We start from the raw sequence: 13,582 nt of genomic DNA, 5'->3' as shown, positions 1-13,582 counted from the left end.
GGTGACCGCGGCAGCGGTCACCCTTTGTGTGTCATTGACTCTGCTGTGACGATTTTCCGGAGCCAATACTCATTATCTGGTGGATAATAATGGCCGCCAGGGTGGCTGTACCAATTCCACCCATCGCAAAGCTGCCGATATTGACTGAAAAATTACCTGCCCCCAATACCAGTGTGACACCGACTGTAAACAGGTTTTTAGGCTCAGCAAAATTCACCTGATTGTCGACGAACAATCTGATCATCGCAGCAGCGATTAATCCAAATACTGCGACAGCCAGCCCCGCCAGTACCGGTGCCGGAATAGTGTGCAGCAAGGCTCCAAATTTCGGCGAGAATCCCAGTGCAATGGCGAAAAAAGCTGCAATCAGAAACACCAGTGTCGAAAACACCCGGGTCACTGCCATTACGCCCATATTTTCTACGTAGGTGGTGACACCGGTGCCGCCATTGAAGGCAGACACAATTGTCGCAAGACCATCGCCGATAAACCCTCTGGCGATGTAAGGATCAAGATCCCGGCCCGTCATGGCGCTGATTGCCTTAATATGCCCAAGGTTTTCGGCAATCAAAATAAAGGCTACGGGTGCTATCAGTATCATGGCTGATGTGCTGAATTGCGGATGAACAAAGACCGGTACTCCGAACCACGGGGCCTGAGCCAGGGCCGAAAAATCAATCGCTGGCATCAGGCCAGCCAGGTTACCCAGCACGATAACACACAGATAACCAGTCACTATGCCGGCCAGAATAGAAATCCGCCGCAGCGAGGGCGGGCCATATGCAGAAATCAGGGCCACAGAGAGTAATGTCACCATAACAACCAGAATATGCATCCCGCTTCCCTGAGCGCTTTGCACAGCCACCGGAGCCAGATTCAGACCAATAGCCGTACCCACCGCCCCGGTGACCACCGGTGGCATCAGCTTTTCAATCCAGCTGGTGCCGGTAGCACTGACAATGCCGCCAATAATGACGTACAGGACGCCGGCCGCAATAATGCCTCCCAGTGCCAGCGGGATATCGGCATTGACGCCAGTGCCTTTCCAGCCAGTCACGGCCAGCACTACCGCGATAAAGGAAAATGATGACCCCAGATAGGCGGGCAGTCGTCCGCCGGTACAGATAAAAAACACTAAGGTGCCGATGCCGGAAAAAAGGATGGCCAGGTTCGGGTCAAAACCCATCAGTAAAGGGCCAAGAATGGTGGAACCGGACATAGCAAAGAGGTGTTGAATACCCATAGTAATACTGGCTCCTGCCGGTAATCGTTGCTCAGGGTATACCGTATTGTTTTGGGTCAGTGACCAGCGGGGAAAGTAAGCCATAGTGTGTACCGAAGGTGAGGGGAAATAAAAGCCGACCGAAGCCGGCCATCTGTCAACGGTTAACCAGTTTTGCCGGCAGCGCAATCACCAGCAAACAGCTTAATAACAAACAGACCGCAAATACCCACAGGGCGTCGCCACCACTACCGGTATATTGCATCGCCAGACCCATGATGGAGTTACTGACCAGCCCGGCGATATTAGCCACAGAGCAGGCCAGGGCAAATCCGGTCGCGGCCGCGGTGCCTTGTAAAAAGGTACCAGGCAGGCTAAAAAACACCGGTACTGCACCGATAATGGCAAACTGTGCGACCGAAAACAGTAATACAGTGGCAATCACGTTATGGGTAAAGAAAGTGCTGGCCCCCATGGCAATGGCACCTACGATAAACGGGATAATGATATGCCAGCGCCGTTCACGGTAGCGGTCTGAACTTGCCCCGAGGTACAACATGCCAATCAATGCCGCCAGACTGGGGATCGCTGTCAACATACCAATGGTACTGATGTCGTGAACACCGGTATTTTTGATAAAAGTCGGCATCCAGAAACCCATTGCATAGGCACTGAGTAGAATCGAGAAGTCTATTCCGCCGAGCATCCAGACCTTAAGATTGAAAAATCCATCGCGGAAGCGGTGGCGGGCATGAGTCGCCTCTGCCGCATCTTTAGTCAGTTCGGCACTAATCTGAGTTTTTTCATCCCCGGACAGCCATTTTGCCTGACCAACAGTGTCCGGCAGCACCCAGAACGTCAGAATACCCAGAATGACCGTCGGGATACCTTCCAACAGAAACATCCACTGCCAGCCCTGCATCCCCTGGTGGTGGGAAAATGCGGCCATGATCCAGCCGGATAGAGGACCTCCCACTACTCCGGATAACGGAAGGCCAATCATAAACAGCGAAATGATACGGCTACGACGCCAGGAGGGATACCAGCGGGTCAGATAAAACAGTACACCGGGCAGAAAACCTGCCTCTGCGGCACCTAACAGAAAACGCAGAATATAGAACTGAGTAGCGGTCTGAACAAATAATGTCCCGGCAGAGAGCAACCCCCAGGTAATCATTATGCGCGCAATCCAGATTTTAGCGCCGACCCGCTCAAGGACCAGATTACTGGGGACTTCAAACAGAATATATCCAACAAAAAACAAGCCGGCGCCTAATCCAAACGCCGCTTCACTAAGTTGTAGCTGGCTGGCCATTTCCAGCTTGGCAAGACCGATATTGATGCGGTCCAGATAGGCCGCCAGGTAACAGAGGCAAAGAAACGGAATAATCCGCCACGTGATCTTACGGTAAGCCTGGTGGTTACGGGCTGCCGCTGACACTGACGTATTTACATCTGCAGGTGCAATGCTCATACAAAGTCTCCGGATAGTCTGTTCCGGCACTTAGCCGGCTCGGGGAATGGATCCGGGGGCTTTAGGTTTCCCGGAACGGTTAAGGACAGCCTGGCCGGTTGCGATATGTCCGGAGGCGTTCACTGTACAAACACCTGCAACAATCAGGCCAAAAATAGTGAGTACACTCTATTGATAGAGATTGTCAGTCTGGATGCAATTATTCAGGAGGATAAGCCATGATAAGCAACCATGACTGCATCATTATTGTGCGGTCACCTGGTGTTACTGCCATTGCGTTGTGCGGCCGCGATGTCCGGGGAGGAAGAATAGGGTGTGATATGCCTCTCAGCAGGCATTATGGAAACTGGCCTGATAATTGCAAAGCAATAAAATAACAGCGTAGGCACTTGAAGTGATTGTCCATGGAAGCCACGGCAAAGCTTCGGGGGATTAATAAAGAAAACGTTTGCGGGTTGCTGACGATCAGCTAAAGTCATTTCCAGATTATCGTGAACCAGGAAACAGATGAATGGAAAAACAGCCCCTTACAGACCCTGCGGTTGCTGACTACTTTTTTACTGCTCAGGTCGGGCACCTGCTGCGCAAAGTTTATCAGCGCCACCAGGCGATATTTCAGCAAAATATCGGCGAGGCGCAGCTGACGGCAGTGCAGTTTATCACCCTGTGCGCTCTTCGTGAAACGGGTCCCTGTGCACAGACCGACCTGGTCAGAATAACTGCGGTTGACCAGGCCACTATTCGCGGCGTTGTCGATCGCCTGAAAGCCCGGGGGCTGATTGCGGTCACTCAGGATACTCAGGATAAGCGAAAAGTGATTTTATCGCTAACTGATGAAGGTATGGCTCAGGTCGGTGACACCATTCCCCGGGCCCGCCAGGTGACCGAGTTGACCTATGGCAGGCTCAATGCTGCCGAGCGTGTGGCGCTGGATTTTTTATTAAAGAAAATGCTTGAAGACGAAGAATCACACATGTCCTGAGGTGACATCGCACACTTCACCTCAGGTCTGGAAGGAAAATGAGGTGGGGAGCGATGCAAGATAAAATAACTGAGACCGGAGCACCTGCGTTACAAAAAAAATTGCAACATTTTGATTTACAGGTGAATGGTGAAACACGCAATGTCAGTGCTTATAAAGACAGCTCATTGCTGCTGGTGCTTCGTAATGAACTGTCGCTCAACGGGCCTAAATATGGCTGTGGGCTGGGGGAATGCGGGGCCTGCACGGTACTGATTGGCGGCATCGCCGCTCGTTCCTGTGTGATCCCTGCCTGGGGCGTCCGTCAACGGGAAATTACCACTCTGGAAGGTCTGGGGAACCGCCAGCGCCTCCATCCGGTTCAGCAGGCATTTATCGATAAGCAGGCGGCACAGTGTGGTTTTTGCCTGAATGGCATGATCATGACCTGCGCCAGCTTGCTGAATGACAACCCCAACCCTGATGAACAGCAAATCCGTCAGGCACTGTCAGGTAATCTTTGTCGTTGCGGCACTCATCTTGAAATTCTGCAGGCAGCAAGGCACGCCGTTATCCTTTGTCAGCGACTGACGGAGGAGAATGCCGATGAGTAATCACGATTTACCTACCCGGCAACAGTTGCTGGAAAAAGAAGGCGTATTGCTGGTTGTCGATCAGATTCAGCCCCCGGCCGGCCTGGTGCCTAAAGGCCGCCAGCCGGTACTGAAACCGAAGGAACTGGGGCTGTTTATTGCCATCTGTGATGACGGACAGGTTCTGGCGTTTAATGGTCATGTCGATTTAGGTACAGGAATTAAAACCTCACTGGCACAGATTGTCGCCGAAGAACTGTATCTTAGGATGGATCAGGTCTCAATGGTACTGGGCGATACCCAGCGTGCGCCCAATCAGGGAGCGACCATCGCCAGCGCCTCGATTCAGATTTCTGCGGTTCCGCTTCGTCAGGCGGCCGCTGAGGCCAGACTATGGCTGCGCCACGAAGCCGCCCGTCGGTTATCTGTCGAACCGCAACAGCTCATTTTGCTGGATGGGGTCTTTTCCGTCGCGGAAGAGGGCGCTGACAGGCGTAGCCTCTCGTTTGCTGACTTAGTCCGTGGTCAGCATATCCGGATCACCAACAGTGGTCAGGCAGCGCTGAAACCTGCTTCGGAATACCGTATTGTCGGTGAGAGTACCGCACGGGTAGATATACCGGGTAAAGCCACTGGTGAGCTGACCTGGGTGCAGGATTTGCGCCTGCCTGGCATGTTGCATGGCAGGGTTATACGGCCACCCTATGCCGGTTTTGACAGCGGGTCATTTGTCGGACAGTCGTTAATCGATATCGATGAATCTTCGGTCGCGCATATTGAGGGCCTGATTTCGGTCGTGCGGATAGCTGATTTTGTCGGGGTGGTGGCTGAACGCGAAGATCAGGCAGAACAAGCGATGCACAGTCTGAAAATCCGCTGGAAACAATGGCAACAGGCTATTCCGGACATGAGTGATGTGGAGCAGGCGATCCGTGATAATCCCCGTACTTCACGGGTGGTTCATGATACCGGTGAGGTTGATTCCGCGCTTGCCGCCGTCGATCGCCGCCTGACCCGTCGCTATCTCTGGCCCTATCAGTTGCATGGGTCTATCGGCCCCTCCTGCGCGGTCGCAGATTATTCCCCGGAACTGATCAGTGTCTGGTCTGGAACTCAGAACCCCCATGTACTTCAGGCGGATATTGCCTGGCTGCTGGAATGTGAAGAGTCGTTGATTGAAATTAACCGGATGGAAGCGGCTGGCTGCTACGGACGTAACTGTGCTGATGATGTTGCGGCGGATGCGGTTTTATTATCGCGGGCTGTCGGCCGTCCGGTCAGAGTGCAACTGACCCGGCAGCAGGAGCATCTGTGGGAGCCGAAAGGCACTGCACAGTTAATGGAAGTCGACGGAGGGCTGGATGAAAATGGTCATCCCTTGGTCTACGACTTTAAAACATCTTACCCGTCGAACGGATCGCCAACACTGGCTCTGCTTCTGACCGGGCGTGTCGACCCGATTGCCCTTGCCTATGAAATGGGTGACCGAACTTCAATTCCTCCGTATGACTATAAGCATATGCGGATCACTATTGAGGATATGGCGCCACTCATCCGGGCATCATGGATGCGCGGGGTATCCGCGCTGCCTAATACCTTTGCCCATGAATCCTATATGGATGAACTGGCAAAAGCGGCCGGGGTAGACCCGGTCGAATACCGGCTAAGGTATATTAAGGATGAGCGTGCCGCCGAACTGATGAGGGCAACGGCTGATCGTGCCGGCTGGCAACCCAAAGCCACCGGTACAGCGATAGTTCCGGATGAGAATGGCATTCTGCGCGGACGCGGATTTGCTTATGCGCGCTATATTCACAGTAAATTCCCCGGCTTTGGTGCCGCCTGGGCGGCCTGGGTAGCGGATGTGGCTATAGATAAAAAATCCGGTGAGATTGCGGTTACCCGGATTACGGTAGGACACGATGCCGGTATGATGGTTAACCCTGCCGGAGTCCAACACCAAATCCACGGTAACGTCATTCAGTCGACCAGCAGAGCATTAAAAGAAACCCTGACATTTGAGAATTCCACGATTGCCGCAAAAGAGTGGGGAGCCTATCCGGTGCTCACTTTCCCGGAAGTGCCGGATGTCGATGTACTGATGATGCCAAGGCCCTACGATCCCCCGCTCGGGGCCGGTGAGTCCGCTTCGGTCCCCAGTGCGGCGGCTATTGCCAATGCGGTATTTGATGCCACCGGCATTCGTTTCCGGGAATTACCCATCACCTCAGACCGGTTACGTGAAGCTCTGAACGGCCCGGACCCACAGCCGAAGATTGCTTCGCCGACGAAAGCGCCGATAAAAAATACCCGCCGGAAGTGGCTGTTTGGCGGGATGACCGGGCTTACCGGAGCGGCAGTAGGGCTGGCTATCAATGCAATGCCATGGAGAATGGCGATTGCGCCTGTTGAAACGCCGTCTGCAGGTACCTGGTCAGAAGCGACTCTGGAACGTGGCCGTCTGGTCGCTGCCGCCGGGGATTGTGCCGTCTGCCATACGGCGTCAGAAGGCGCGGTGAATGCCGGTGGACTAAGGATGGATACGCCGTTCGGCGCGCTCTATTCAACTAATATCACCCCGGATCCCGATACCGGGATTGGTAACTGGTCATATACCGCCTTTGAACGAGCGATGCGTGAAGGGATCAGCCGCGACGGGCACCATTTGTACCCGGCCTTTCCTTATACTTCATTCCGTAAAATCAGCGACGGGGATATGCAGGCATTGTACGCCTGGCTGATGTCGCAGCCGGCGGTTAAACAAACACCACCGCCTAATGAAATGCGTTTTCCGTTCAGCTTCCGACCGCTGATGGCAGGCTGGAATGCCATGTTCCTGGGGCGTGGAGAATATCAGCAGAATACAACGCAAAGCGCTGAGTGGAACCGGGGGGCGTACCTGGTGGAAGGTGCAGGTCACTGTGGTGCCTGCCATTCACCCAGGAACCTGTTAGGGGCTGAGAAAACCGGCGACAGCGCGTTGTCGGGCGGCTGGGTCGATGGCTGGGAAGCCCCGGCACTCAATCAACTGAATCAGTCGGCAGTGCCCTGGACCGAGGAAAGTCTTTACCGGTACCTGAGTACCGGGCATGACGCTGATCATGGCGTTGCTGCAGGACCGATGGGGCCGGTAGTCAGCCATCTGGCGACCTTGCCCGAGAGTGATCTCCGGGCGATGGCCCGTTATCTCACCAATATCAATGGTCAAACTTCGCCAGAGCCGCAGCCAACCAGTACTGCGCCTGCCGTGACATTTTCCACCGGCAATGCCATCGCCGGGGAGCGTCTGTTTAACGGAGCCTGTGTGGCCTGCCACAGTGCTGCCCACGGGGGGCCAAAGTTGTTTGGCGTCAGTCCGGATTTGGCGAAGAGCAGCAGTGTTTTCAGTCGTCAGCCAGATAACCTTTTACAGGTCATTTTGCGGGGGATTGATAAACCCGCCACCGATGGGCTGGGCTATATGCCAGGATTTGGCGGAAATATGAGCGATAAGCAAATTGCCGACATTGCCGCATTTCTTCGCCAACGCTATGCCAGTAATGAACCCGCATGGGAAGATTTACCGGCTCAGGTCGCCAGAGTACGCGCCAATCCAGGTAGTCATTGATTCGCTGAACAGTGCCTGTCCAGTCGTGGTTCCAGGACGGGCACTGCCGATTCACAGCTAAAGGATGTCATGAAACAGGTTCATCCTTGAGTCACACGGTTGACTACTGTGGGTTTACTGCTGCCCGTAGAATGGCAATCTCCTTACAGAGCAACATCCTGTCCTTTCAGGAAAAAATATATTTATCACTATACTAACTCTCTGATTTAGCAGGTATCGCTTTTAATTGGCGATTATTTGCTTTATCTGACTTCCTGTGTGTTTTTATCCCGATTTAGTTTGTTTTGTGGTCTAATGGTATTGCTAAGGTATTATATTGGTTTTATAAAGATTGCATCCGGTAACCGGTTGGAAATTCACCAACAGCAGGGGGAGTAATGTGATGCAAAATAAAATTCCTAAGTTGTCAGTCATGATGTTTCTGGAGTGGTTTATCTGGGGAGCCTGGTTTGTGCCATTATGGGCTTTTCTGAGTAGTCGCGGGTTCACTCCTGTGCAAATTGCCTGGTGTTATGCCTGCACCTCGATAGCCGCGATTATTTCACCAGTAGTGGCAGGAGCATTGTGTGACCGTTATTTTCAGGCGCAGAAAGTATTGTCGTTGCTCTCAATTACCGGTGCGATACTGATGTATCTGGCTGCGCAACAGACCCATTTTTCTGCCTTTTTTCCATTGCTGTTGCTCTATGCATTGACCTATATGCCCACTATTGCGTTGACCAACAGTATCGCGTTTAGCCACGTTGACCGGGTCGACACTGACTTTCCCCGTATCCGGGTAATGGGAACGCTGGGCTGGATAGCCTCGGGTATTGTGTGTGGCTTCCTGCCGTCGATGCTGGGTTATGGGGATATTTCATCGACCAATATTCCGCTGTTAATCACTGCCATAAGCTCCCTACTGTTAGGGTTATTTTCGCTGTTATTACCTGCGACCGAACCGAAAAGTCGTGGCAAATTCAGTCTTCGTGAAGCATTGGGCATTGATGCCCTCAGGCTGCTTAAAGACCGTAGCTTTCTGGTGTTCTTTGTCTGCTCCTTCCTTTTCAGCATGCCGCTGGCGTTTTATTACATCTTTGCCGAGGGCTTCCTGACGGAAGCAGGGCTGGCACATGCAACAGGCTGGATGACTCTCGGGCAACTGTCTGAGATCTTTGGACTGCTGGCGATGCCCTTTTTCATCAAACGATTTGGGATTGGTAAGGTGTTATTACTCGGGCTGGTCACTGCCGCCATCCGATACCTGTTCTTCGTGTTTGGCGGGGATGAGAATACCTTTGCTATCGCTTTGCTATTCATGGGTATTTTGCTGCACGGAGTCAGTTATGATTTTTACTTTGTGACTGCCTATATCTATGTCGACAACAAAGCGCCGGTGGCGATGCGTAATGCGGCTCAGGGCCTGATAACGCTGGCCTGTCAGGGTATTGGAAGCTTACTGGGATATCGTCTGGGTGGCTATCTGATGCAGGAGCTGTTTGCTTATCAGACACCTCAGCATGGTATGACATTTAACTGGTCTGGAATGTGGTTATTTGGGTGCCTGATGATAGTGGTCATTACTGCGGTATTTATGTTGTTTTTCCGCGACGGAAAACAATCAGCAAAGTCTGCAAGCAGCAATAGACTGCCTGCCGGCGATAACAGCTAACCTGACGGCAGTTGAAGACACTTTTACTGCCGGTTTTTGAATAATCACAGGATAAGGATTAAACATGTCTGCAAGTCGTGAACAACGAATACTGGGAACATTCTATGGACAGGCCCTGGGGGATGCGATGGGTATGCCTTCAGAATTATGGCCACGCAGCAGGGTAAAAGAGGTTTTTGGCTGGATAGATAAATTCCTGCCGGGTCCTGCAGAGAATAATGCGGCCTGTTATTTTGGGCGTGCCGAATTCACCGATGATACATCGATGGCACTGGCACTGGCCGATGCCATTATCGAGTGTCAGGGGGCTGTAGTCCCTGAGGTGATCGGCCGAAATATTCTGAGCTGGGCCGAAGATTTTGATGCTTTCAATAAAAACGTGCTGGGTCCGACCTCTAAAATTGCCCTCAATGCGTTGAAGCAGGGAAAGCCAGTCAGTGAACTGGAGAATAACGGGCTGACCAATGGTGCCGCGATGCGGGTATCACCATTAGGTTGTCTGTTGCCGCCGGGCAATCTGTCCCGTTTTATTGAGCAGGTAAAACTGGCCTCCAGTCCGACCCATAAATCGGATGTGGCCATCGCCGGGGCGACGGTGATTGCTTATGCAGTATCACTGGCGATTGAAGGCGTTAGCTGGGAAGCGATCTGTGACCAGTTACCTTCAGTGGCCAGTCAGGCTCAGCTCGACCGTATTACCACATTTAGCCCGTCAATGGCGGCAAGAATCGAACTGGCGTTGAAAGTTGTTCAACAATCCGTCGGGGTTGAAAGTGCTATGGAGCAGATTTACCAACTGGTCGGTGCCGGGACAAGTACGATTGAGTCAGTGCCAGCGGCGGTTGCGATGGTCACTCTTGCCGATACCTGTCCAAACCGTTGCGCAGTTCTTTGCGCTAATCTCGGCGGCGACACCGATACTATTGGTGCAATGGCCGTAGCAATATGCGGTGCATTGCGGGGTATAGAGAGTATTGACCCTCAGCTCAAAGCTGAACTGGATCAGGTGAATCAACTGGATTTTACTCATTACAGCCGCGAATTTTATCGTCTAAGATGTGCTTCAGAGGTAAAAAATGGCTAGAGGAAAAGTGAATCTGCTGTTGGTTGAGCTGCATCCGGTGTGTGTTATCGGTGCGGCCGTGGTTGATGTCATTGCCTGTGTGCCGGCACTGCCACAGCGCGGAGGCGATCTGGCATTGACTCAGCAATCGGTGACTGCCGGAGGCTGTGCACTGAATGTCACATTGGCTTTACACCGTCTGGGAGTTGTTCCGGTGAATGCTCTGCCGGTCGGACAGGGCGCCTGGGCCTCCGTGATTCGCCAGAAGCTTCAGCAGTATGGTATTGAAACAGCGATTGAGATTCCTACCGGTGACAATGGCTGGAGTCTGGCGATGGTCGAACCAGATGGTGAACGAACTTTTATGTCAGTGGCGGGGGTCGAAAATCGCTGGACACCTGAGCTACTGGAAGAGCTTCAGGTGTCTGAGGATAGCTGGATCTACTTATCAGGGTATCAGCTCATCTCAACAGCAGGTGAAATACTTATTCACTGGCTGGAGAAACGACAGATTCAGCAACGTATTTTTGTCGATTTTGGACCGCGACTGGGGGATATCAGTCATGATCATTTCTGGCGTATTATGGCGCTACGTCCCGTGATTACGGTAAATCGTCAGGAGGCCATACTGCTCTGGCAAAAGCTGCTGCAGGATAGCGAAAATTATTCCCATGAAGCCCTGATGGACTACTGGCAACAACAGGTTTCTGCCACGCTGATTCTGAGGCTGGATCACCAAGGGGCAGGGTATTGTTCTGATACCAGCCAGGGCTGGATTCCCGCGACACAGGTTGATGTTGTGGATACTATCGGAGCAGGAGACAGTCATGCGGGAGCTTTACTGGCCGGGCTTTGTTGCGGTTGGGCATTGAGTGATGCTGTCAGTCTGGCAAACCAGGTAGCGGCTTACGTCGTATCTCAGCGTGGTGGCGATTGTGCTCCAACACTCCGACAACTGAGAGAATTTATCACCCGAAATTAACCGCTGATAAATGCATACATATCGCCACGGCAATAACTGATGCTGTATTCGACGGGCTGTCCGTAGGCGCTAAGTGCTAATTGTTTTATCACTAAGACAGGAATGGCCGCGGACAGGGTTATTTGCTGCTGAAGGGCGGGATCAGGCATTCGGGTAGTGACCCTGCTCTGTGTCTTTGCAGGAACAATACCATGAGCCCGTAAATAGTCGTACAGTGAAATGCCGATATCCTCAGGATTATCGATCAACTCAGCTGGGATATAGGATTCATCCAGCGAGACGGCTTCTTTATCCACATAACGTATGCGCTTAAATAAGAATACCTGGCTATTCACCGGCACCTGTAACTGGCGGGCAATATCTGCGGGACAGGCAATTGCGCTTTTACTGATCCATTCAGTATCAGGATGTTTCCCAAGAAGAACAGCCTGCTGAGATAATCCCTGAGGTTCCTGTAACGAATATTCAAGCTGGCTGCGAATCTGTGTTCCGTAGCCGCGGGAACGCCAGATAATTCCTTGCTGTTCCAGCAAGGAAAGTGCTTTTCTGACGGTGATCCTTGAAATGTTTAAATGCAGACTGAACTCTCGCTCACTGGGTAAAAAATCATCCTGCTGTAAATCGCCCTGACGTACCGCCTGCTTAATAATTCGGGCAAAACGTAGGTAGAGTGGAGTCTTATCTGTAACGGCCAGTTGTTGCTCCAGTCTGACCAGCAATGCAGAGTAATCTTTCATAAGTCCGTTTCTTTGAGGAGAGTCTGCGTCAGTATAGTCGTAAAGCGGGGGGACCGAACAGACGGATGGGCAACAAACAGTTTTAGCAACTACTGCAAGAACACGCAGAACAGTCAGGCCTGACAGCTCTGCGCTATTGGTTATTTTTTCAGTACCAGACGACCTTTTTTCACCGCTTCGCGTTGACCAATCAGATCGGCCCAGCGGTTCAGGTGGGTATAGGAGGATGCATCGAGGAATTTAGCGGCATCACCATACAACCCCCCCTGAACCAGCACTCCGTACCATGGCCAGATAGCCATATCGGCGATGGTATATTCTTCACCGGCAATATAGGTATTTTTCGCCAGTTGTTTATCCAGAACATCCAACTGACGTTTGGCTTCCATCGCGAAGCGGTTTATCGGATATTCCAGTTTTTCTGGTGCGTAGGCATAGAAGTGCCCAAAACCACCCCCAAGGAACGGGGCACTCCCCATTTGCCAGAACAGCCAGGAAAGGCAGGCGGCACGTTCGGCAGTGGCTGTCGGCAGAAAGCTGTTAAATTTTTCTGCCAGATAGAGCAGAATGGCTCCCGACTCAAAAATATTCACCGGTTCCGGACCACTCCGATCGACCAGTGCAGGAATTTTAGAGTTTGGATTGACAGAAACAAACCCGGAACCAAACTGATCACCTTCCATAATTCGGATCAGATGAGCATCATAACGAGCCTCTTCCACACCCTTTTCCAGTAGCTCTTCAAGCATAATACTCACTTTGACGCCGTTCGGCGTACCCAGCGAATACAGCTGGAAAGGATGTTCGCCGACAGGCAGATCCTGCTGATGCCGTGCGCCGGAATCAGGCCGGTTGATGCTGCCAAACCTGCCGCCGACAGACTCAGGGGGGGTCCATACTTCTGGTGGGGTATAGGAAGTACTCATAGGGTCTTGGTTCCTTTGGCTGAATGTTAAAATTCACTGCAGTTTGTACAGTATATATCAGCATAGCATTGCACTTTCAGGCAACCTTTGCCTGCCTGTGCGGAGATAAGATGCGAAGGAAGGAAAATTATGGTTTAATTAAAGTAAAAAAATCGTTAAAAGATGACTGTTATTTTACCCATAAAATCAATACCCTATAAGCGTAATAAGTATTTAGTGCTGTTGATGTTAGAATAGTGTAATTCAGACGTTGGCAGTTTAAACACCACCCGCTATCATCCAGATTGTTAGATACAAGTAATGTCACAGCCATCATATTGATGACTTTCTTTTAACCTAAGCCGTTTTCAGGTTTATTTATCATCA

10 protein-coding genes are annotated in these 13,582 nt (G+C 51.8%); 6 read left to right on the top strand and 4 right to left on the bottom strand.

Annotation, left to right across the window (positions count from 1 at the left end):
- Positions 1 to 31: 31 nt before the first annotated feature.
- Entirely contained in the window at positions 32 to 1,327 is a 1,296-nt protein-coding gene (locus HA49_RS06315; protein ID WP_038021272.1) for a solute carrier family 23 protein, read from the bottom strand.
- Positions 1,328 to 1,379: 52 nt separating this feature from the next.
- The gene (locus HA49_RS06310) at positions 1,380 to 2,696 is read right to left on the bottom strand and encodes an MFS transporter (protein ID WP_084706379.1); all 1,317 of its coding nucleotides are present in this window, start codon (positions 2,694 to 2,696) and stop codon (positions 1,380 to 1,382) included.
- Between the two features lie 511 nt (positions 2,697 to 3,207).
- Between HA49_RS06310 and HA49_RS06305 the strand changes: the two genes are divergently transcribed.
- From HA49_RS06305 to HA49_RS06280, 6 genes are all read left to right on the top strand, one after another.
- The gene (locus HA49_RS06305) at positions 3,208 to 3,678 is read left to right on the top strand and encodes a MarR family winged helix-turn-helix transcriptional regulator (RefSeq protein WP_038021270.1); all 471 of its coding nucleotides are present in this window, start codon (positions 3,208 to 3,210) and stop codon (positions 3,676 to 3,678) included.
- 53 nt (positions 3,679 to 3,731) lie between these two features.
- A complete protein-coding gene (locus HA49_RS06300) occupies positions 3,732 to 4,271 on the top strand; it encodes a (2Fe-2S)-binding protein (RefSeq protein ID WP_038021268.1) in 540 nt (179 codons plus the stop codon).
- Complete coding sequence (locus HA49_RS06295; RefSeq protein ID WP_038021266.1) at positions 4,258 to 7,857, top strand: molybdopterin cofactor-binding domain-containing protein; 3,600 nt, start codon at positions 4,258 to 4,260, stop codon at positions 7,855 to 7,857. The genes HA49_RS06300 and HA49_RS06295 overlap by 14 nt, the downstream gene beginning before the upstream one ends.
- 382 nt (positions 7,858 to 8,239) lie before the next feature.
- On the top strand, positions 8,240 to 9,508 hold the full coding sequence (locus HA49_RS06290) for a nucleoside permease (protein WP_038021265.1): 1,269 nt from the start codon (positions 8,240 to 8,242) through the stop codon (positions 9,506 to 9,508).
- 64 nt (positions 9,509 to 9,572) lie between these two features.
- Entirely contained in the window at positions 9,573 to 10,592 is a 1,020-nt protein-coding gene (locus HA49_RS06285) for an ADP-ribosylglycohydrolase family protein (protein ID WP_038021262.1), read from the top strand.
- Positions 10,585 to 11,553: a PfkB family carbohydrate kinase gene (locus tag HA49_RS06280; protein WP_038021260.1), complete on the top strand. Its 969-nt coding sequence runs from the start codon at positions 10,585 to 10,587 to the stop codon at positions 11,551 to 11,553. The genes HA49_RS06285 and HA49_RS06280 overlap by 8 nt, the downstream gene beginning before the upstream one ends.
- On the opposite strand, the gene HA49_RS06275 is transcribed toward HA49_RS06280, so the two are convergent.
- Both HA49_RS06275 and yghU read right to left on the bottom strand, forming a co-directional pair.
- Positions 11,550 to 12,290 carry a GntR family transcriptional regulator gene (locus HA49_RS06275; RefSeq protein ID WP_038021258.1) on the bottom strand — a complete coding sequence of 247 codons (741 nt, stop codon included), beginning with the start codon at positions 12,288 to 12,290 and terminating at the stop codon, positions 11,550 to 11,552. The two genes, HA49_RS06280 and HA49_RS06275, sit on opposite strands and share 4 nt — an antisense overlap.
- Positions 12,291 to 12,430: 140 nt before the next feature.
- A complete protein-coding gene (gene yghU, locus HA49_RS06270) occupies positions 12,431 to 13,216 on the bottom strand; it encodes a glutathione-dependent disulfide-bond oxidoreductase (protein WP_046791696.1) in 786 nt (261 codons plus the stop codon).
- Positions 13,217 to 13,582: the final 366 nt, after the last annotated feature.

Source organism: Tatumella morbirosei, assembly GCF_000757425.2.
Taxonomy (GTDB): Bacteria; Pseudomonadota; Gammaproteobacteria; order Enterobacterales; family Enterobacteriaceae; genus Tatumella; species Tatumella morbirosei.
This window is presented reverse-complemented; position numbering and strand designations above follow the sequence as displayed.